We start from the raw sequence: 21,058 nt of genomic DNA on the forward strand, positions 1-21,058 counted from the left end.
TCCTCTTCTGTGCTTAAAATATCTTGATGGGGCGGCATTATAACGACATGGCAGGGGTATCTGGCCACCACCGCTCTACCGGTTACTCACTTACGGAGCAATTCCATGGTTTACAGTATGACAGCCTTTGCCCGCCAACAGGCTGACACTCCCGCTGGGCAGATTGTCTGGGAAATTCGATCCGTCAACCACCGCTACCTGGAACCACAGTTACGCCTGCCCGACAACTTTCGTGAACTGGAACCAGCACTGCGTGAACGGTTAAAGAAACAGCTGGGTCGCGGCAAAGTCGAGTGCCAGCTACGACTACAACCAAATCAGCAACAAAGCGCACTGAATATTAACGAACGGCTGTTAGAAAATCTCAGCCGCACTCTCGACACCATCGCCACCAAGATCCCCGATGCCGCTCCTGCCAACCTGCTCGATATCCTGCAGTGGCCCGGCCTTATGAAGACCCCCCCGGTCGATACCCAGGCAATACAGCAGATCACCCTGCAAGCCTTTGACGACTGCCTGACCAACCTCAGCCACAGCCGCGCCCAGGAAGGCCTCAGCCTGGCATCACTGATTCAGCAGCGACTTATTGCCATGGATACACTGGTCGCGACCGTAGAAGCCCACCTGCCCGAAGCCCTCACCAGCCACCACCAACAACTGCAACAACGTCTGGCCGATATGCTGGGGGCACGCAGAGGCAGCGCCAATCCGGAACGCCTGGAGCAAGAAATGGTGATACTGGCGCAAAAGGCCGACGTTACCGAAGAACTCGACCGACTGCGCACCCACATTCAGGAAACCCAAAATATCCTGCAACGCACAGAGCCTGTTGGCCGCCGTCTTGATTTTATGATGCAAGAGCTGAATCGCGAGGCTAACACCCTGTCTTCCAAATCCCTGACCAGCACCACAACACAAGCGGCCATTGAGATGAAAGTACTGATAGAACAGATGCGCGAGCAGGTCCAGAATATTGAATAGCTTCTTGGGTAGAAAGTTACCTGTCCAAGAATGTCTAAGTCTAAAAGCCCTGTATTACCTTGTGAAGAGCATTGAAAATACAGGGCTTTTTAATTTTTTCCGTCCAAATCAGTTTGCAGATGTCCGGAATCAGTTGACCACTACATACGCAACTGATTGCATATGCAATCGCGAAGTAAGGCGACGGCCTTTTCTTCATTGGCACCGGTAAGATCCAGCGTCACATCACATTCCGCCTGTAAGCTGTTCAGCACTCCATCTCTAAATTCGGGGTTCAGGGTTTCGATATCTTCTGCCGTGGCTCCACGTTGTTGTAGTCTTTCCTGCCGCTGTTGCTCGTCAAGGGTTAACAAAATACTCAAATGGGGCCGTCGGGTCTGACATAGCACGGCGGACAGATTTAGCGTGACGTTCCGTTGATAAGCATAAGCAAGGGTCGATGCTCGGTAGCGATCCATCAGTACACTCTCCCCCTTCTCAACCAGTTGATACGCTTTTTCACCTTCCGCCTGCACGGTTGCAGCGTAGAACAAGGCCTTTGCGGTTTCACTGTTGCCTAGTCCATTAATGATCTCTGCTCTAATGGGCTGAATGTCTCTGCCGGGTGTGGTCATTAGCAGGTATCCATGCTGCTGGGCATAGCGCTGGGCTAGCGTGCTTTTACCTACACCATCAAGCCCTTCAAGTACGATAAATAATGACATTGTTGGTTTCCACTATGAGTTAAACTTCAAACTGGTTCATTACCTGTGCTAGCACCTCCATCTGAAGGTAATCGCTATAGCTAAAACTATTACTGGCGATGACATGAGGAATAGCATGATCTTCAGACTCTATCAGTCCGAATTTTTCCCGTTGTTTATCCAGTGGAGTTCCGCGCAATATCATCAAAGGCCAGGCACGTATAACGGGTACCTGCTGATTCCAGCACCAGGTTAACGACTGACGAAAGCTCGCTAGTGTTTGCTTTGGCAGACCGTAGATCAGAGATACTTCAAATGGAATATTTCGGGCTTTTAACTTCGTAATCACCTGCTCAGCCATACCCAGATTATTTGGCCGACCAATTGCGTTTCCTTCCTCTGCAATAGCTGTTTGCAGCCCAAATTCGAGCACTACATTTAGCCCTTCCAGCACATCGATAAATTCGTCTTTAATCAATTCAAAACGACATTGCAGGGTAATTTGTGCGGTTAGACCAACTTCTTTAAAAAGGGTTAGAAGGTCGACAGAACGTTTTGTATCTAGGTGAAAAATCGGATCAAGAATAGATATTCTCTCAACTCCAGTTTGCGCGAACAATCTGGCTTCTTTGCTGATACGTTCGTAATTGAGTGCCTGCTCTACCAGCTTGAAACGATCGCTGGATTCTCTGTGTTGGCAAAAAGCACAGCGGAAAGGGCAACCACGCATGGTTTCCCAACGGATGGACTTTCCAATTTCCATGACACCGCTAAGCCAGGGGGATGACAGTTGCTTCAGCTCTGTTTCTGCCTTCTGCCCAAGATCAGTTTCACCAGCAAAGTGAATGCCCAGACCTTGTAGGTTCTCCCCCCTCGCCAAAGCCACCATTGCTTGCTCACCATAGCCGCGCACAAAAATATTGGCATATGGATATAAGACTTCTAATAGTCCAACGTCAGCATAGGATATTTGTGGACCACCCAAAACAACCGGTACAGCTGTTGAGTTATGAATGACCTCTGTTAGTTGTTGAGTTACAGGCTCGTTCCAGATATAGGCACCTATACCAATCAAGCAGCTTATACCTTGTACTTCCAAGCAGTTAATGGCCGCAAGTACCATGGACTCCAGTTGTGTGTAATTAAAGTCGGTGGCATTAACGGCATCTTCGATCAGAGTATAGTGAATTCCTGCATTTTTTAATGATGCCAGTATTGAAGCGGCACCGAGATTTGAGCGTCCATCCTGAGGACGCTCCCAATCGACAGATATAAATACGATATGCTTGTTCATATGCCGCCTCAAAAACTGCCTGATTTAGTCAGATGCCATCCGTGCTGGTGTGGGCATTCATAGACATAGAGCCTCTGCCCTTTTTCGTGCCAGAGACATTCAGCACGTTTTTTTGCCCCTTCATAAGTAGCATAGAGTTGCTTGGGTTTTCCGTCGCTACTAGTGCAGTAATTGCATGTTTCGCTGGGGGTATGACGCTCCTCGGGGCAGAGATGCCAATGGGTACAACGATCGCACAGATAAGGAACCATGGCATTTTGATAGGTCTGAAGAGCATATTGTGCAGCTATCACTGCTTCTTCTTGAGTAAGATAACTGACTAATGGATTACCTGTGCGTTTGCTGAGGCATTGAGTTTGGGTGAACATGTTGAAAGCTCCGTTATGGGTTAACGAACCTATCGTTAGCTAGTGCATTGCACTAGCAATACACTGAACCAGATTTTCATAAAAAATTTTCCAAGAGTTTTGAAAACCGTTGGCGCTCCTTATTTTGCTTACGAATCAGATCGACAAATGGCTTGACCATTACCTGATTTTCAATCTTGTTGGCCAGATAGCAGGCTTTGTCTATATCTCCAGACACATACGCGGCAAGCACTGAATCCAATGGGTCCAGTACAGATGCTTGTGCAAAGAGTGCGTTAAGGAGATTGGTATGTTTCCCAAATACTATCTGAGGCAAAATTTCGAAGGGGTTGGGAAGCTTGACGGAATATAGGTCTGTTTCATTTTCGAGGCAGGCGACTAATTCCTGCGCTGCGGCTGAAGTTAGAGCAATCCCGCATACGTTGGAACGTTCCAATAGAATGCTGCGGATAGTGGTGGCGGCTTCGTTTCTGGTTTTTCTGTCTTCGAAGATTTTTTTGACGTGTTTGGGGTCATGGAATATAGAACTTAGTAACAGTGCGTTAAACAGTACGACTTCCTGACCATCGACCAAGTAGACTATCTTTCGTTGAACGCGATGCTTTTCAATAACTTTCAAAAGATGGTTGCGCCGGAATGAATTAGCCTTGTCCTTTAGGACGGTACTTTCTTCCGCCGAATCAATACCAAAAAGGTCACGAATTGTCTCTGGAATACTTTTCATTGAATGCTCCTGACCGATTACTGACAGCCACTTATCAGGATTTTTTCGATATTGAAATAACCATACATATCACTTGTATCTTCCTCCAATTGATATTGGCTGATCTTATTGGCAATGATATACCAATCGGATTCAGAGCATATTGATTCCTCACAATAACGAGAATTATTGTAACCACAAGGGACGAGCCTATTGGATGAATATTCTACAAATGCCTGAACCATACCTCGACAGTAACCAGCTAGAAGTGTATCCGATGGCGACATAATAAACTCCGAGATAAATCGTTGATCTTTCTGGTTTTCATACAGTGTTGCCAGTTGCTTGCAACCTTCGATTAAATTATCCCTATCATTACTTTCCATTGCAATAGTGATATTAGCTATCAGCAATAATGAAAATATAATTTTATTCATTTCCAAAACCTTTCCATATTAACTATTCTTCACATTCACTTCAGAATCATTTATTGAATCTTTTTCAGAATTCAAATAATTTTTATTACTGAAACCAGCGTCATACTTATTGTCAGATTCATCATGATCATTTCTTGGTATCCATTTTTGAATATTTACATTCACAAGGATACTTCTAATAAACATGGGAATTATTATAAGAGCAAGAAGCATTATACTTACAGTCGTTGTATTTAAATAGGGAGGCATAGAAGGATGACTTGAAGATTTCCAATCCAGAAGAGAATCAGATATTTCAATAAACCCTAACAAAACAACACCATAAAATGGTGTCATTCCTATCCAAACAAGATCTTCATAAAAAGACAAAAACCAATTAATCCCAAGTTTGATCCCTGACTTTATATTTTTATAAACAATCAACAAGCATAAAAAAATCAAAATCAACTCTGTTTTTGATAATTCTAATAGTGATGCCCGATTGTTAAATACGAGCGACACCGTAAGCATTACGACCACCACTGCAATTAACGCATAAGCCAACCTTCTAACTTGTTTGAAATGTAAAAAAAATATTAATAACGTAATTATAAAAATCAAAGATATTAATTTGTTCATTTTGTAAACACATCCACTTTATTCGGTTGAGAGTTGTTGTCAGGGTTATCCTATCTGTGGACAAATGGCATCGCTGATGTTCATGGCTGCTGCCTGGTTGTATTCTCCGCTGTAGAATGCTTTGAAGGCTTCGTCTAACAAGCGCTTGACTGTATCGGCGTGCAAGTCTGTGGCGATTTCACCTTCGGCCATTTCTTGATCGAGTGTGTAACCCCGGTGCGCTTCGTATTCATCTTTTTCTTTGCCAATCAGCTCATTAAGCTGCTGACTGGAGCCAAGATCGAGGTTGGCCTGTTGCAGGTCATTTTTAAGCTGGGCAATTTCATTTTGCAGCTTGTGAAGCTGTTCACTGGGGTCTGCGAGCGGAATAAAAGGGCCAGGTTTAAACCGGGTGCCCGATTTTCCAAAAGATTGATGAAACCAGATGGCCAATTTACGAGCGACAACCAAGCCACTAATGGCTTCTTTATGCTGGGTTTTGAATTGGTGCGTGGCTTTATTGCCTTCTATGCGCAGCGTATGGAAGAGCTCTCGTACGACAGGCTCTAACTTCAATTCCCGGTTTATTTTATAGAGCAGATCAGCTTGGGTCGTTTGTTCGTCGAACGGCACTCCCGCCAGTGCTGCCATGTGCTGAGCCAAGGCTTCTCCCAACTGACGCAGTTTTATCAACGTTGTGTTTGGATCGCTGGCAAAAGCGCGCTCTGCTGACAGGGCTAGCTCGACCAATAGTGCATCGTGCTCGGCGAGAAAGCCAAAGTTACTGGTGTGATCAGCCGACGTCATAAACTCAAAACTCCCTGTCTTTTCTCAGTGTGTGCTGCCAGGCACTCGCTGCAATAATTCATTCACTTGGCAATCCAATAATTCGCAAAGCTTATCGAACGCCTCTAAGTCCACCTGCGTTGATGTCTGGAATCATTGAACCAATATAACATTCAATGACTTGCTTGATCAGAAATGTGAGCTGGCCATCTTTGCCATTGATTGGCTGGCCCGATTGACGTGCCTGGCCAAAGGCTTCGATATCAATTTCAAATATGTTGTCGGCCATGATGTGTCACTGCCTGTTTTGGACAGTTGAAGAAATGACGATTCCAAATGGTTCCGAGTACCAAACAAGACATCAAACAGGGCACCAACAGGTGGTTTCTGGTTCGACATACGAGAAGACGAACAACGGCGTCGAATCAGCGTCAACGCCTTCTGCACCTACAAGCAGACGCCGACGCTGAAAAAATTCTGCTACAGTGGCTACCACGGCCGACAGCCGCATCATCATAATTTTCAGAATCACAACCAGTCAGAGAGAACACCACCATGGCCCTGATCACTGCCACCGTGCCGGTAACCGCCTTTCAGCAAAACTGCACCATTCTGATGTGTGAAGCCACGCATCAGGCGGCCATTGTTGACCCTGGTGGCGATATTGATCGTATCGTCGCCAAACTCGACGCCATGGGTGCCAAGCCGGAAAAAATCTTGCTGACGCATGCTCACCTCGATCATGTCGGTGGCACGGCCGAGCTGGCCAAGCGTTACCAGTTACCGATCGAAGGGCCGCACAAGGGGGATAATTTCTGGATTCAGGCGCTGTCGCAGCAAGCTCAGATGTTTGGTCTGCCGGATGTTGAGATGTTTACTCCAGATCGCTGGCTCAGTGACGGTGATCAGGTCACGGTTGGGGATGTCACGCTGGAGGTGATTCATACGCCGGGCCATACGCCGGGCCATGTGGTATTTGTGCAGCCAGAGCAGCAACTGGCGTTGGTCGGGGATGTGCTGTTTAACGGTTCGATTGGACGTACCGACTTTCCGCAGGGAAACCATGCCGATCTGATCCATTCTATTCGCGACAAGTTGTTCCCATTGGGGGATGAGATTGAATTTGTCCCAGGTCATGGCCCACGTTCAACCTTTGGTCATGAGCGCAAGAGCAATCCTTTTGTGGCTGACCAACGCGGGTAGCTCTGCCTCATGCGTTTATTGGGGTCAATGTGGTTATTTGAGCCAATTGCTTCATGCAGGCCAACCATTAAATCCCGTCAGGCTGGTGTATATCACTCCGTTTCAGCACAAAATTAGTGCGAAATTATGTTCAGTGAACATTGATTGCTCACACATAGCGAATCCGTTCCAGGTAAGTTTCGTGCTTCACTCGCTTCAGATAATCCAGAGGCGTGGTGTTCACCTGTTTTTTGAATTCTCTGGAAAAGTGGGATTGGTCGCTGAAACCGAGGTCGGATGCCAAGTCGGAAAAGGCTACCTGATCACTGTGATTGATGTCGTAAACCGCCGATTGGCAACGGATAATCTGGCTGAATGCCTTGGGTGACATGCCCATATCGGCCCGGAACTGCCGCTGCAGTGAGCGCGTGGTATATCCGGTCAATGCCTCCAGATCGTTGATGTGAATACTGCCATGGCTCTCGCAAATACTGCGGATCGCCTGGGTCGTCAATCGGGATGATTTCCGCATCTCCTTGCCATCACAAAAACGCCCGAAGATTTCAATTTGTTCAGCAAAACTGGCGCTGCCAACAATCGCTTCAAACACTTGATTTGACTCAGGAACCAGCTCCTGAAAAGCAAAGTGCTGCTCGATCAGCTCTTCCGCCGAGACGTTCAGAAAATCCGGCATGGTGCCGGACACAAAACGCACCCCAAAATAACGGTGATGGCTGTTCAGGTCGATGTCGATGGCCTTCATCGGCGTGCCAAAAACTTCGGCGGTGGGATGGCTGCTGTCGCAGTCAAACAGTATATCAACACAACCGTCCGGTATGGCAAACGTCGCTTCGACGGAGTCTTTGGCTTCAAAACTGTAAAAGTGAGAAATGAGCGGATTGTCAGACCCTGAAAGATAAAATCTCTCGGCCGAATTAAGCACCAACCAAGGCTGTTTGGAACGAATTCCAGCAAGACAATGAACAAGGGAAGTATGTGACATAACCTGGATTCGCTCGCTTGATATTTCGAAGATACGCAATCCATAGCAAAGCCAGTGCCAGATTTTTTGAAGTTGATATTTCTTGATTCCATGTCGCAAAAGTTCAATACGGATGATTTTTCGACGTCTAGGATCGTATTTTTCCTCAGCCCGTCTCGCTCATGAGTTTGACTCGTCATTATTGATTCTGATGAGCGTATGGCAGCTGAATAAAAGTACAGAAGTGCTCATTCCCAGATTCAAGGTGCTGTTATGTCAGAGAATACGAAAATCGATTTTATTTATCTTTCCGAGCCGGACATGATCAAAGCCGGCGTTATGGATATGGAAAAATGTGTCGACACAATGGAAAGCATGTTCACCTTGTTATATAAAGGTGATTATCGTATGGCTGGCCCGAATAGTGATTCCCACGGTGCCATGATTACCTTCCCCGAAGAATCTCCATTTCCGACAATGCCAAAACCTACTGCCGATCGTCGTCTTATGGCCATGCCGGCTTATTTGGGTGGAGAGTTCCAGACTTGCGGAGTGAAATGGTATGGCTCCAATATTGCCAACCGTGAAAAAGGCCTGCCGCGTTCAATTCTTATGTTTATTCTGAACGATATCGATACCGGTGCTCCCATGGCTTATATGTCGGCCAACCTGCTATCGGCTTATCGTACCGGTGCGGTTCCTGGTGTTGGTGCTCGCCACCTTGCCCGTAAAGATTCCAAAGTGGTGGGTTTATTGGGGCCTGGCGTTATGGGTAAAACGTCTATTGCGGCCTTTATGGCCACTTGCCCGGATATCGACACCATCAAGGTAAAAGGTCGTGGGCAAAAAAGCCTCGATAGCTTTATTGGCTGGGTTAAGGAAACCTATCCTCAAATTACTACGATTACCACTGTCGATACTCTTGAAGAGGTGGTACGTGATTCCGATATCGTAACCTATTGCAATTCTAACGAAACCGGTGATGTGTCCAGTTATCCGGAAGTCAAAAGAGAATGGGTAAAACCCGGCTGTTTCCTTTCAATGCCAGCGTATTGTCGTCTCGATGATGCGATGGAAACAAACGATGTCCGTAAAGTGCTGGATAACACCGGCTTATATCAAGCCTGGTTTGAAGAAGTGCCAAAACCGGCTCACCAGTATATTCCCATCATTGGTGCCCGTTTTATGGATATGGTCGACGAGGGCAAGTTATCGCTGGATCAGCTCGAAGACCTCGGAGCCATCACCGCCGGAGCCACTCCAGGTCGGGCGAATGATGAAGAAATTATCATTTTATCGGTTGGCGGCATGCCCGTCGAAGACGTTGCCTGGGCCACCGTGATTTATCGCACGGCAATTGAGCAAGGCATTGGCATCAAGCTGAATCTTTGGGATAGCCCTGAATTGTGCTAGCAGCATTCGGCGTCGTGACCGGCGCCGTTATTTCCTCTGCATGACTGTATTTGACACCCTGGATATTCCCAATGACACAGATTCTAAAACTGAAAACCGGCTCAAAATTCGAAGAAATCGGCAGCTATTCCCGCCTCGTTGCTGTCGATCGCTGGATTTACGTTTCCAATACTGCGGGCCGTAATCCACACACCAAAGAGATCCCAGAGGACGTGCTGGCGCAAACGCACCAGGTGTTCAGCAATATTGAAACCGCCTTGGCGGCGGCGGATTCCTGTCTCGCCGATGTGGTGTTTTCACGGGTGTTTATTCAGGACCCGGCCGATGTTCATGCGGTGATGGGATTGGTTGGCGAGAAGTTCAAAGGCATCAATCCGGCCACCACGGTGACTTGTCCACCGCTTGGTTCAACCGTCTACAAGATGGAGCTGGAAGTCACCGCCTATCGCGGCGCTTCCCAAGCCACCGTAGAAGAAATGTCCATCGCCTGATCGTTCCAGGCGATACCCGCAAACCCGTTGATGTCGGCAGCAATCTTATGACCAAAACACTGGAAACAGTACACACAACAGATCAATTACCTGACGCCACCACGGTGGTCATTATTGGTGGAGGCATCGTCGGTGTTACCGCAGCACTGACGCTGGCAGAGCGTAACATCCCCGTTGTGCTGCTGGAAAAAGGCCATATCGCGGGCGAGCAATCATCACGCAACCTGGGCTGGATACGCAAAACCAGCCGTCATGCCGCCGATGTGCCCTTGGCTCAGGCGGCCGACCGGCTGTGGGCCGGGATGCCGGAGCGTATCGGCCAGTCGGTCGGCTACCGCCAGTCCGGCATTATGTTTCTGGCCAAAAACGACGAACAGATGGCGATGCACGAAGCCTGGTCACGCTCAGTGCAAGACCTGTCTCTGGACTCTCAGCTGCTGACGCCACAAGCCATCGACCAGCATGTACCTAACGGTCAGGGTCAGTGGGTTGGCGGTATTTACACGCCATCGGACGGCCGGGCCGAACCCGCGATTGCCACCAGCGCCATTGCCAGGGCTGCCGTCGCCAAAGGGGCAACCCTGATCCAGCACTGTGCTGTACGAACATTGGTGAGGTCGGCCGGTAAAATCAGCGGTGTTGTCACCGAAAAAGGCGAAATCCGGTGTGACCAGGTGTTGTTGGCGGGCGGAGCCTGGTCACGGCGTTTTCTCGGTAATCAGGGTATTGCCCTGCCAACGCTGCCGTTGATTTGTTCCGTGTTACGTACCACACCGATGACAGGGCCAACCGATATTGCTGTGGGTGGCCCGGATTTTTCTTTCCGCAAACAGGACGGCGGCGGTTTTATTATCACCCAACGAGGCGCACTTGATGCTCCCATCACCCTCGATCATCTGCTGATTGGCTGGCGTTATCTCAGCCAGCTCCGTGCCCAGCGCAGTTTTTTGCGCACCTCGTTAGGCCGGGCTTTTCTGCAGGACCTGGCCCTGGCACGCCGCTGGGGAGCCGATCGCCCTTCTCCGCTTGAGAAAATTCGTACGCTGGATCCATCAGCCAACCCTGCCCTCAATCAAGAGGCGCTAACCAATCTTGCCGACGCCTGGCCTGTTTTCAAGCAGGCACAAATCGAAGAATCCTGGGCTGGCGTGATTGACGTAACACCCGATTCAAATCCGGTGATCGACCATGTTCATGCCATTCCTGGCCTGACGATCGCCACCGGGTTTTCTGGGCACGGATTTGGTACCGGGCCAGCAGCAGGGCAATTGGCAGCAGACCTTGTCGCCAATACTTCTCCCATTATCGACCCAGACCCTTACCGGTTTGATCGACTCTGAAATACCGATAACGGTTTTACTCACACGAGGTACAGAATATGAGCGGTACTGCACACACAGCAACGGCAAACTCGATTGATCAGGCGGGGGCTAATAAAAAGACCCATATTGGCCTGCTGACCATGATGGCAATTTGTATTGGTCTGGTGATTGTTCAAGGAGCGATGATTTCTGCCCTGCAAGGGCTCGGCATTGGCGGCCTGAGCTTTATCTTTGCCATGGTGGCGGCCTTGGTACTGGCGCAATTTAATGCCATGAGTTTTGCCGAGTTATCCTTGATGTTTCCGCAAGAAGGAACGCTGGCAACTTACACCCAAAAAGCAATTGGGCATTTTCCGGCTATTGTTTCTGTATTTGCTGGTTATGTGGTGGTTGCCGTATTGGCATTACCGGTAGAAATGTTTTTGGTGGATGCCATGCTGGGAGAATTATTACCCGGTGTATTACCAGAAAAATTAATACCCTTGCTTATTTTGCTGGTCTTCACTATTACTAACCTGATTGGTACGGATGTCTTTGCCCGGGTACAAAATGTTCTGGCATTTATTCTGGTCAGTGCATTGATCCTGACCGGCCTGGTGGCAATTACCGGTGCTTCTGAACCACACCCGGTACTGACAGGTGCCACGGTTGACTGGAGTATGGCGGGGGTTATCGATGGCAGCTTTATTGGCTTGATCGGGTTGGCATTATGGACCATGGTGGGCGTCGAATTTATTTGCCCAATGATTGGTGAGGTAAAAAATCCGAAGAAAAGTATTCCTATGGCCATGCATTTGTCATTGTTTTTTATCTTTACGATTTTTGTTGCCTTTATTTTTGGTGCCAGCCTTTATCTCGATCTGGATACTTTATTGGGTTCTCCTCTGCCATTCCTCGATTATGCCAATGCCGTATTCGGACAAAGCGGTTTGATTATTGCCACCGTCATGGCACTGGCCGCCACGTGCAGCACCATGAATACAATTCTTGCGGCTGTGCCAAGAATGCTGAAAGGTATGGCAGATGAAGGCCAGGCTTTCCCACAATTAAAAGCGCATAACCGTTTTGATGCCCCTTGGGTGGGTATTGTCATGATGGCGGGATTAACAATGATTCCTTATTTTGTCTTTGGTATCGATTCCTTGATCATGCTGATTATTGCCGCCACCACCAGCTGGTTATTGGCTTATAGCGTGGCACATATCAATGTCATCGTATTACGCAAGCGTATGCCAAACCATGAACGCCCTTATCGTACGCCGTTTTATCCACTACCTCAGATTGTGGGTATCATCGCGATGCTGTACGTTGCTCTGAATAATTCACCAGCACCGGAAATGACTCAAATGGTCTATAGCATTACGGGTGGGATTTTGCTGATTTTAAGTATTATTGCTGCCGTGTGGGTAAAATTTTATATGAAGCGTGGCTTGTTTGAGCCAGATATGAGTTAAACAATACCATTCGTCATTAACCTGTTTATCCCGATGCCGGCATGATTAACCCTGTTAATAGATGTCGGCATTATTGTTGTTACTGGCGTCGTACTCTCCTCTCTCCTCTCTCCTCTCTCCTCTCTCCAAGCCCAAGCCCAAGCCCAAGCCCAAGCCCAAGCCAGAACCCAAACCAGAACCCAGGCCAAAAAAACCCGCCGAAGCGGGTTTTGGTGTTACGGGACTTTGGCAGTAACAGGGATTACTTCTTGCCAAAACCACCGAAACGCTTGTTGAAGCGATCAATACGACCACCGGTATCCACGGTTTTCTGCTTGCCAGTATAGAAAGGGTGGCAAGCGGAGCAAACGTCCAGATACATTTCGCCAGGCTTGGCGGAACGAGTTTTAACAACATTGCCACAAGAGCAGGTAGCTGTCAGTTCAGCGTATTCAGGATGGATATCTTGTTTCATGGGAACACCTCGGGTCTTCACGCCGCCACCTTCCGACCATCGGACAGGCACCGCGCTACTGTTAAGAAAACATCAAATTCTCGCTGTCGCCATGAACCAATGACGGTGCCAAACCGTACATCAGCCCCTTGCACAGACAATAAGGACGCGCATAATACCAGAGCCTCTTTTACCAGCAAGTTCTTTTCATGCCTTTTTACGTCGTGCAGGTCGCTGTACCCGTGCCCTTGCGGCGCTGTTTCGACTATCTTCCTTCAGCCGGTGAGCCGGAAGACACCTGGAAACCCGGACAACGGGTGCGGGTTAACTTTGGCCAGCAGTTATTGACCGCCGTCGTAGTCGGTACCGCTCATACCACCGATGTGCCAACAGCCAGGCTCAAGCCCTTACTCGAACGTCTCGATGATGCTCCCTTGCTGGATGCCAGTCAGCTGGCTCTGGGGCGCTGGCTGGCGCGCTATTATCATCACAGTCTGGGGGAAGTGCTGGAACTGATGATACCGGCACTGCTGCGGCGCGGCGGCGCCCTGCAAGAGGCGCTGGAGCAAAGCTGGTCGCGATGCCCCACCGCTCATGATGAAACACCGTCTTTACGCGGCAAGCAACAGCAGGCGCTGTGGCAGCTATTCCAACAGCGGCCCGTGTGGGCCCATGCCGAGCTGACGGCCCAGGGGTTTACTCTGGCCCAGCTGCGCCGACTGGCACAACTGGGGCTGATCGAAACACAACAGCGCCTGCCCATACCCGCCACATCCTTACGTCGGCGCGACGACTTGCCTCTCAACGACGAGCAACAGCAAGCCCTGACACAACTGAACCAACCACGGCAGCAATTCCGGGCCAGCTTGCTGGAAGGCATCACCGGCTCCGGCAAGACCGAAGTGTATTTGCAACACCTCAAACAGGCACTGCAACAGGGCCGGCAGGTGCTGGTGCTGGTGCCGGAAATCGGCCTGACGCCACAAACAGTGCAGCGCTTCCGGGAGCGAGTTGATGTGCCGGTGGCATTGATACACTCAGGGTTGAATGACCGCGAACGCCTGCAAGCCTGGTGTCAGTGCCGTGACGGCAGTGCGCGTATTCTGATCGGTACGCGCTCGGCGGTCTTTACGCCGATGCCAGAGCTCGGGCTGATTATTCTCGACGAAGAGCACGACAGCTCGTTCAAGCAACAAGATGGGGTACGCTATTCCGCCCGCGATTTTGCCTTGGTGCGCGCCAAGCAGGCGAATATTCCCATTGTACTGGGATCGGCAACTCCGTCGCTGGAGTCGTTGCACAATGCCCTCAGCGGCCGCTACCAGCATCTGAAGCTGACCCAGCGAGCCGGACAGGCCAAGCCGCCGGGCATGACCTTGCACAGCATCCTCCATCAACCATTGACCTTTGGTCTGGCACAACCGGTGATTGCCAAAATGCAGCAGCATCTGGACGCTGACCGCCAGGTGCTGGTGTTTGTGAACCGCCGCGGTTACGCCCCGCTGATGGCGTGTCAGGAATGTGGTTGGCTGGCAGAATGCCCTCGCTGCGACGCCCGGCTAACACTGCATCAATCGCCAGCGCATTTGCACTGCCATCATTGTGATTTCCAGCAAGCGGTGCCCCGCTTCTGCCCCAACTGCCACAGCGACAAGATTCAGGCCCTGGGTCAGGGCACTGAACGGCTGCAAGACGAACTGTCGATGTTATTCCCCCAGGTGCCGATCACCCGCGTCGATCGCGATACCGCCCGTAACAAACACGCCTTTGATGCGTTGCTGGAGGACATTCATTCCCCCGGCAAGCGCTTATTGATCGGTACTCAAATGCTGGCCAAGGGGCATCATTTCCCGGCGGTGACCATGGTGGTGGTACTCGATGCCGATGCCGGTTTATTCAGTGCCGACTTTCGGGGTATGGAACACACGGCACAACTGATCTTGCAAGTGGCTGGCCGGGCCGGACGAGCGGAACATCCGGGCGAAGTGTGGATTCAGACCCTGTACGCCGACCATCCGCAATTAAACCTGTTGATCAACGACGGTTATCACGCACTGGCGCTGGCGCTGTTACAGGAGCGCCAGCAACGGCAGTTGCCGCCTTACAGTCATATGGCCATGTTACGGGCGGAATCGCCCCAGCGTCATCTGGCCGAGCAGCTGTTGCAGCTGGCACGACAATTCCTGCAATCGCTCTCGGCCCAGCACCGGGCGCACTCGACCAGTATTACCCCGCTGGTCCTGGTGGGGCCGTTTCCGGCCATTATGGAACGCCGCGCCGGACGTTTTCGCCAACAATTGCAGCTCCTGAGTGACGAACGCACAGGGCTGCATGCGGTACTCGATCCATTGGTGGATTTTCTCCACCAGCAAAAAGGCTTTCACCAGGTGCGCTGGCATCTGGATGTGGACCCCCAGGACACCCTCTAGCCCGGGTGAATCCAGCCAAATAACCACACGGCCAACTGGCGGTCCTGCCGTCATCTCTTTATCATCGCTGCTTTATTCTGGTCGCTGTCAACGGAGTAACCTGTGGCTCGCACGCAATTAACATCTTGGACACATTGGCTCGCGTTTGGCCTGGGTTCTGGTCTGGCCCCCAAAGCACCGGGCACCTTTGGCACCATCGCAGCGCTGCCGGTCTGGCTGCTATTGCTAGCGGACATTCCCCTGTTACCGTATCTCGGTATCCTGATCGCCGGTTTTGCCTTTGGCGTTTACCTTTGCCAGCAAACGTCGCACGACCTGGGGGTACATGATCACCCGGGTATTGTCTGGGATGAATGGATCGGCTTGTGGATTACCTATATTGCCCTGCCGTCTGGCTGGGAATGGATTCTGGCAGGGTTTGTCTTGTTCCGCTTTTTCGACATCCTCAAGCCCTGGCCGATCAAATGGCTGGATGAACAGGTCGAAGGCGGTTTTGGCATTATGATTGACGATGTACTGGCGGGTATCTTCGCTCTGGTCTGCTTGCAGCTGGCGGCCTGGGTGTTGATCTGAGGGTGCTGATCTAACACCCGCTCTAACGCCGCAAATAACGCAACCAGCGCCAAATATTCAACAGACTCATCAGGGAACCGGCAACGTACGTCAGGGCGGCGGCTCGCAAAATGGTGCGGGCATGAAGCATATCGGCGTCATCCAGATACTGGCCTTGCTGTAACAGCGGCAGGGCTTTGTTAAAACTGGCATCCAGCTCGACCGGCAAGGTTACCAGATGCACCAAGGTGTTGATGCTCATCGCCAGTACCGCAATCAACAATGTCCAGCGTGACAGTCCGGGCTGTATCGCCAGCAGCAAGGGCGACAGCAACAGTGCCACCGGTGCCAGCCGTTGCATCCAGCTCGCCAGTACTGCCAGCCCCTGACGCCAGGAGAACATCCGCTCGCCACGCTGGTGCTGCAGGGCATGGCCTACTTCATGGGCCGCCACCACTACTGCGGTGAGCGACTTGCCATCGAGCTTGTCGGCGGTCAGTCGCACGGCATGCTGTTGGGGGTCATAGTGGTCGCCTTGTTCTGTTGCTTCGACCACCACCTGTTCCAGCTCCAGCTTGTGGATCAGGTGCCGGGCCATATCTCCCCCGGTTCCGGGAAAATCGTCACGCACCGAGCTGTGACGAGTCAGCACGTGGCGTACCCATAACCCCGGCAAAACCAGTACCAGCAGCAAAATAACGACCCCGGCGATCATCAGCATCTATATATCCTGTGCAACAGTGTGTTAACCAGACGCTTTACGACGCTGGAAGAATCCCCTCGTAATGCTCTGTTTCGAGGTGATGTATGCCATTTTCGAACCTTTGCCAAGGCCAGAAGCAGCGATGTGCCATTGTGACACCAACAAGTCCCGTTTTTAAGGTCAGGGAAGTTTGGGGGATTATGGTTCGTGCTGATAGAATACGCCGCTTGTTTTATCGGAGGTGAGAGCCTTGAGTATCCAATACATTGCATCGTCCAAGCTGCCAACGCCATTTGGCGTCTTTACCATGCACGGATTTGAAGACACCGTTGCCGGCAAAGAGCATGTGGCACTGACGCTGGGGGATGTTGGCAACGGCGAGCCGGTACTCGCCCGTGCTCACTCCGAGTGCCTGACCGGTGATGCGTTATTCAGCATGCGCTGCGATTGTGGTTATCAGCTTGAAGAAGCGATGCGTTCGGTGGCAGAGGCAGGCCATGGTGTGGTGCTGTACTTGCGTCAGGAAGGCCGTGGCATTGGTCTGTTGAACAAAATCCGTGCCTATCACCTGCAAGATCAGGGCGCCGATACGGTCGAAGCCAATGAGCAGCTGGGGTTTGGTGCCGATATGCGTGACTACAGCATGTGTGAACCCATGCTGAGCCATTTGGGTATTCATGCCGTGCGCCTGATGACCAACAACCCGCGCAAGGTGAAGGCTCTGTCAGAAGCCGGTGTGAAAGTCATTGAGCGAGTGGCCATCGAAGTGGGCAGAAACCCGTACAACGATGGCTATCTCACCACCAAGGCCAGCAAGCTGGGGCATATGCTCAGCAATACCGCCGTTGCGCCGCTGACTCATCAGGATGATGAGCCGGTCTGAGGTCTTTCCGGTCTCTGTCGACTGTCCATTGTCTACTGCCTGGAGCTGACCTGGGCTGTTTTCCCAGTGGCCCATAAGCCAAACCGTCCTCCAAGGCCAGACCGGCCAGCGATTAACACTGGCCGACGGTTGGAGCGGTCAGAGCTGCGCCAGACGCTGCTGAATCCGCTCCAGCACATGGTTGCTATCAAGACCGGCATCCAGCCATTGGCGATCCGGGCTGGCATGTTCGATATAGCGATCGGGTAATCCCGTCAGTAAAACCGGTACCATCACGCCCGCAGCCGCCAGGGATTCCAGCACTGCACTGCCTGCTCCACCCGCCGTGGCGTTTTCTTCCAGCGTTACCAGCAGGTCATGAGATTCTGCCAGCGAGGCAACCAGGGCATCATCCAGTGGTTTGACAAACCGCATGTCCGCAACGGTCGCATCCAGCGCTTCCGCTATTGCCAGCGCGCTGCTTAACGGGGCACCAAAGCCCAGCAAGGCCACTCGCTGGCCGGCAGCAGCGGTCGATGAGCGCACAATCCGCCCCTTACCAAGCGGCACGACCGCCATGGTGGTCTCTGTCTCCATGCCGGGGCCGCTGCCACGAGGATAACGCACCGCTGCCGGGCCAATATGTTGATAACCGCTATACAGCATCTGGCGACATTCGTTTTCATCAGATGGTGTCATCACGACCAGATTCGGAATACAGCGCAGATAGCTGAGATCGAAGGCGCCATGGTGGGTCGGGCCGTCTTCCCCGACCAGTCCGGCGCGGTCGATGGCAAACAATACATCCAGATTTTGCAACGCCACATCGTGTATCAGCTGATCGTACGCCCGTTGCAGAAAAGTCGAATAAATGGCAACCACCGGCTTGCTGCCTTCACACGCCAGACCGGCCGCCAGCGTCACCGCATGCTGCTCAGCAATGGCAACGTCGTAATAACGATCCGGGAATTCATGTGAAAAACGAATCAGGTCAGAGCCTTCGCGCATCGCCGGAGTAATACCGACCAGCCGTGCATCAGCGGCAGCCATATCGCACAGCCATTCGCCGAAGATATTCGAGTAGGTCGGTTTTTTGACCGCAGTCGATGCCTGATGCACCGGCTTCAGGGCGTGATAACCAATCGGGTCTTGCTCCGCAGGTTCGAAACCCTTGCCCTTGCGCGTAACGATATGCAGGAAGCGCGGCCCTTTCATTTTCGCCAGGTTGGTCAGGGTCTGGACCAGCTCGCCAAGATCATGGCCATCGATCGGGCCATAGTAGTTAAAACCCAGCTCTTCAAACAGGGTGCCCGGAGCCACCATGCCTTTCATATGCTCTTCGGTACGGCGGGCAAATTCCCACGCTGACGGGATTTTCTCCAATACTTTTTTGCTGCCCGCCCGCATGGCGGAATAGGTTTTCGATGACCAGATGCGGGTGAAATACTTGTTTAATGCGCCGACGTTATTGGAAATCGACATATCGTTGTCGTTCAGAATAACCAGCATATCGGCTTTGACATGACCGGCATGGTTCAGCGCCTCAAACGCCATACCGGCGGTGATGGCTCCATCGCCGATAATGGCAACCGATTCCTGCTCCAGTCCTTGCTGGCGAAAACCCAGCGCCATGCCCAGTGCTGCACCAATGGAGGTACTGGAATGACCTACGCCAAAGGTGTCGTATACGCTCTCATTACGATGTGGAAACGCGGCCGGGCCTTCTTCACTGCGAATAAGGGGCATTGCTTCACGGCGACCGGTGAGTATTTTATGGGGGTAGGCTTGATGGCCGACATCCCACACCAGACGGTCATCCGGGGTGTTAAAGACATAGTGTAATGCAACCGTCAGCTCCACCACGCCAAGTCCGGCGGCAAAGTGCCCGCCTGACTGTCCAACACTGTAGAGCAGGTATTCTCGCAGCTGACAGCAGACCTCCTGAAGTTGCTCCGGCGCCAGCAGGCGCAAGTCGGCAGGCTGATTGATAGCATCCAGTAAAGGAGTAAGAGGACGAGAACTCGGTATTTCGGTAAACATCAGGCGTTGTGTTTCCGGTCGTTGAGCATCAGATATTGCGCAGATGCTGCTACGTAATAGCAAAAAAGGGCGACCATTCTAACGATTGCGGTGGCTATTGAGTAGGCCAATAGCCACCTTGGTCATGATTCCTTCCGGTATCTGTCCTGCCATGGCCAACCTGCGGCTGGCTCCGGGAGCAGGCCAGGTCAGTGATTACGCTCAATCACATAGTCGGCAATCTGTTGCAGCAAGCCGGTTTGGCCGCCATCTTGCTGCAATACCAGCAAGGCTGCCTGGGCTTGCTGACACAGTTCCAGCGCTTTTTGTCGAGCGGCATCCATCCCCAACAAGGCCGGATAGGTCGGTTTGTTGAGGGCAATATCGGCTCCCGCCTGCTTGCCCAGAGTCGAGGTATCCCCTTCCACATCGAGAATGTCATCCTGAACCTGGAAGGCCAGCCCGATGGCATTGGCGTAGTCAGTCAATGCCTGTTCTTGCCCGGCTGCCAGTGGCCAGCGCACCGACATGGCTCCCAGCATCACGGAGGCGCGAATCAATGCACCGGTTTTACCCCGGTGCATCTGCTCCAGCTCAACCAGAGACATGGGCTTGCCGACATGGTTGAGGTCGATGCTTTGTCCTCCAACCATACCAAACGCTCCGGCCGCTCTGGCCAGCAGTGTGGTCATCGCCAGCCGCTGCTCTGCCGACAGGCTGTCATCAGCCAGCAGGATTTCAAAGGCGCCAGTCAGCAAGGCGTCACCTGCCAGAATGGCCGAGGCTTCATCAAAGGCAATATGAGTCGTGGGCTTGCCACGCCGCAGGTCGTCATCGTCCATCGCCGGTAAATCGTCGTGGATCAGACTGTAGCTGTGCACCATTTCCAGTGCTGTCGCCGCGCTATCGGCCTGGCCTGGCTGGCCACCCAATGCTTCTGCAGCGGCATAGGCCAATAATGGCCGTAAGCGCTTGCCACCATTAAGCAAGCCGTATTGCATGGCTTCGGCCAGCCGTGAATCACAACTATCCAGCTGTATTACAGCTGCCCGCAATTGCTGTTCCAGCTGTTTTTGCACGGCGGTCAGCCGTTCTGGCAACAGGCTCATTCAAAAGCATCCCGAACCATGGGTTGTGCCAGACTCTGGCCATTCTGCTCAGTCAGCAGCGTTACTTTTTGTTCCGCCTCGGCCAGTGCCTGCTGACACGAGCGGGTCAGCCGAATCCCTTGCTCAAACGCTCCCAGAGACTGCTCCAGAGTCAGTTCACCACTTTCCATTCGCTGTACCAGAGACGTCAGCTCTGCCAGCGACTGTTCAAAATCAAATGCTTGTTGTTTATCGCTCATAACACCTACCCACGCTGTG

24 protein-coding genes are annotated in these 21,058 nt (G+C 51.6%); 9 read left to right on the forward strand and 15 right to left on the reverse strand.

The window, feature by feature from the left end:
• Positions 1–105 precede the first annotated feature (105 nt).
• A complete protein-coding gene (locus tag Q8W32_RS07650) occupies positions 106–981 on the forward strand; it encodes a YicC/YloC family endoribonuclease (RefSeq protein WP_305414392.1) in 876 nt (291 codons plus the stop codon).
• A 140-nt stretch (positions 982–1,121) separates the two neighbouring features.
• On the opposite strand, the gene Q8W32_RS07655 is transcribed toward Q8W32_RS07650, so the two are convergent.
• From Q8W32_RS07655 to Q8W32_RS07690, 9 genes are all read right to left on the reverse strand, one after another.
• Positions 1,122–1,685, reverse strand: a complete 564-nt coding sequence (locus Q8W32_RS07655) for an AAA family ATPase (RefSeq protein ID WP_305414393.1) — start codon at positions 1,683–1,685, stop codon at positions 1,122–1,124.
• Between the two features lie 19 nt (positions 1,686–1,704).
• The gene (locus tag Q8W32_RS07660; protein WP_305414394.1) at positions 1,705–2,958 is read right to left on the reverse strand and encodes a radical SAM protein; all 1,254 of its coding nucleotides are present in this window, start codon (positions 2,956–2,958) and stop codon (positions 1,705–1,707) included.
• Positions 2,959–2,966: 8 nt separating this feature from the next.
• A complete protein-coding gene (locus Q8W32_RS07665; RefSeq protein WP_305414395.1) occupies positions 2,967–3,326 on the reverse strand; it encodes a hypothetical protein in 360 nt (119 codons plus the stop codon).
• Positions 3,327–3,402: 76 nt separating this feature from the next.
• Positions 3,403–4,050, reverse strand: coding sequence for a hypothetical protein (locus Q8W32_RS07670; protein WP_305414396.1), 648 nt, complete (start codon positions 4,048–4,050; stop codon positions 3,403–3,405).
• A 17-nt stretch (positions 4,051–4,067) separates the two neighbouring features.
• Positions 4,068–4,466, reverse strand: coding sequence for a hypothetical protein (locus Q8W32_RS07675; protein WP_305414397.1), 399 nt, complete (start codon positions 4,464–4,466; stop codon positions 4,068–4,070).
• Between the two features lie 18 nt (positions 4,467–4,484).
• Positions 4,485–5,084: a hypothetical protein gene (locus Q8W32_RS07680; protein ID WP_305414398.1), complete on the reverse strand. Its 600-nt coding sequence runs from the start codon at positions 5,082–5,084 to the stop codon at positions 4,485–4,487.
• Between the two features lie 45 nt (positions 5,085–5,129).
• Positions 5,130–5,870: a DUF4145 domain-containing protein gene (locus Q8W32_RS07685; protein ID WP_305414399.1), complete on the reverse strand. Its 741-nt coding sequence runs from the start codon at positions 5,868–5,870 to the stop codon at positions 5,130–5,132.
• A gap of 24 nt (positions 5,871–5,894) precedes the next feature.
• Positions 5,895–5,984, reverse strand: coding sequence for a helix-turn-helix domain-containing protein (locus tag Q8W32_RS16595; RefSeq protein WP_370693302.1), 90 nt, complete (start codon positions 5,982–5,984; stop codon positions 5,895–5,897).
• Positions 5,962–6,138, reverse strand: coding sequence for a hypothetical protein (locus Q8W32_RS07690; RefSeq protein WP_305414400.1), 177 nt, complete (start codon positions 6,136–6,138; stop codon positions 5,962–5,964). Before Q8W32_RS07690 ends, Q8W32_RS16595 begins: the two co-directional genes overlap by 23 nt.
• A 266-nt stretch (positions 6,139–6,404) precedes the next feature.
• Between Q8W32_RS07690 and Q8W32_RS07695 the strand changes: the two genes are divergently transcribed.
• Entirely contained in the window at positions 6,405–7,052 is a 648-nt protein-coding gene (locus Q8W32_RS07695) for an MBL fold metallo-hydrolase (RefSeq protein ID WP_370693303.1), read from the forward strand.
• Between the two features lie 148 nt (positions 7,053–7,200).
• On the opposite strand, the gene Q8W32_RS07700 is transcribed toward Q8W32_RS07695, so the two are convergent.
• The gene (locus Q8W32_RS07700) at positions 7,201–8,034 is read right to left on the reverse strand and encodes a helix-turn-helix domain-containing protein (protein WP_370693304.1); all 834 of its coding nucleotides are present in this window, start codon (positions 8,032–8,034) and stop codon (positions 7,201–7,203) included.
• Positions 8,035–8,286: 252 nt separating this feature from the next.
• On the opposite strand from Q8W32_RS07700, the gene Q8W32_RS07705 reads away from it, so the two are divergent.
• The 4 genes from Q8W32_RS07705 to Q8W32_RS07720 all read left to right on the forward strand — a co-directional run bounded on the left by Q8W32_RS07705 (position 8,287) and on the right by Q8W32_RS07720 (position 12,693).
• On the forward strand, positions 8,287–9,426 hold the full coding sequence (locus Q8W32_RS07705) for a tyramine oxidase subunit B (RefSeq protein WP_305414402.1): 1,140 nt from the start codon (positions 8,287–8,289) through the stop codon (positions 9,424–9,426).
• Positions 9,427–9,497: 71 nt separating this feature from the next.
• Entirely contained in the window at positions 9,498–9,917 is a 420-nt protein-coding gene (locus tag Q8W32_RS07710; RefSeq protein WP_303433853.1) for a Rid family hydrolase, read from the forward strand.
• A gap of 47 nt (positions 9,918–9,964) precedes the next feature.
• Positions 9,965–11,257: an FAD-binding oxidoreductase gene (locus Q8W32_RS07715; protein ID WP_305414403.1), complete on the forward strand. Its 1,293-nt coding sequence runs from the start codon at positions 9,965–9,967 to the stop codon at positions 11,255–11,257.
• A gap of 38 nt (positions 11,258–11,295) precedes the next feature.
• Complete coding sequence (locus Q8W32_RS07720) at positions 11,296–12,693, forward strand: APC family permease (protein WP_305414404.1); 1,398 nt, start codon at positions 11,296–11,298, stop codon at positions 12,691–12,693.
• 241 nt (positions 12,694–12,934) lie between these two features.
• On the opposite strand, the gene rpmE is transcribed toward Q8W32_RS07720, so the two are convergent.
• A complete protein-coding gene (gene rpmE, locus Q8W32_RS07725; protein ID WP_303433859.1) occupies positions 12,935–13,147 on the reverse strand; it encodes a 50S ribosomal protein L31 in 213 nt (70 codons plus the stop codon).
• A 188-nt stretch (positions 13,148–13,335) separates the two neighbouring features.
• Here rpmE and Q8W32_RS07730 point away from each other — a divergent pair, with 188 nt between their 5' ends.
• Together Q8W32_RS07730 and Q8W32_RS07735 are read left to right on the forward strand one after the other, a co-directional pair.
• Positions 13,336–15,555 carry a primosomal protein N' gene (locus tag Q8W32_RS07730; RefSeq protein WP_305414407.1) on the forward strand — a complete coding sequence of 740 codons (2,220 nt, stop codon included), beginning with the start codon at positions 13,336–13,338 and terminating at the stop codon, positions 15,553–15,555.
• Positions 15,556–15,657: 102 nt separating this feature from the next.
• Entirely contained in the window at positions 15,658–16,128 is a 471-nt protein-coding gene (locus Q8W32_RS07735; protein WP_305414408.1) for a phosphatidylglycerophosphatase A, read from the forward strand.
• A gap of 22 nt (positions 16,129–16,150) precedes the next feature.
• On the opposite strand, the gene Q8W32_RS07740 is transcribed toward Q8W32_RS07735, so the two are convergent.
• Positions 16,151–16,828, reverse strand: a complete 678-nt coding sequence (locus Q8W32_RS07740) for a zinc metallopeptidase (RefSeq protein ID WP_305414409.1) — start codon at positions 16,826–16,828, stop codon at positions 16,151–16,153.
• Positions 16,829–17,060: 232 nt separating this feature from the next.
• Here Q8W32_RS07740 and ribA point away from each other — a divergent pair, with 232 nt between their 5' ends.
• Positions 17,061–17,693 carry a GTP cyclohydrolase II gene (ribA, locus tag Q8W32_RS07745; protein ID WP_305414410.1) on the forward strand — a complete coding sequence of 211 codons (633 nt, stop codon included), beginning with the start codon at positions 17,061–17,063 and terminating at the stop codon, positions 17,691–17,693.
• A 138-nt stretch (positions 17,694–17,831) separates the two neighbouring features.
• On the opposite strand, the gene dxs is transcribed toward ribA, so the two are convergent.
• The 3 genes from dxs to Q8W32_RS07760 form a co-directional block, all read right to left on the reverse strand.
• Positions 17,832–19,712: a 1-deoxy-D-xylulose-5-phosphate synthase gene (dxs, locus tag Q8W32_RS07750; protein WP_305414411.1), complete on the reverse strand. Its 1,881-nt coding sequence runs from the start codon at positions 19,710–19,712 to the stop codon at positions 17,832–17,834.
• Positions 19,713–19,900: 188 nt separating this feature from the next.
• Positions 19,901–20,800, reverse strand: a complete 900-nt coding sequence (gene ispA / locus Q8W32_RS07755) for a (2E,6E)-farnesyl diphosphate synthase (protein ID WP_303433872.1) — start codon at positions 20,798–20,800, stop codon at positions 19,901–19,903.
• Positions 20,797–21,039, reverse strand: coding sequence for an exodeoxyribonuclease VII small subunit (locus Q8W32_RS07760; protein ID WP_303433873.1), 243 nt, complete (start codon positions 21,037–21,039; stop codon positions 20,797–20,799). The genes ispA and Q8W32_RS07760 overlap by 4 nt, the downstream gene beginning before the upstream one ends.
• Between the last annotated feature and the right edge of the window lie 19 nt (positions 21,040–21,058).

The organism is Oceanobacter sp. 3_MG-2023, from assembly GCF_030688925.1.
Classification (GTDB): Bacteria; Pseudomonadota; Gammaproteobacteria; order Pseudomonadales; family Oceanobacteraceae; genus Oceanobacter.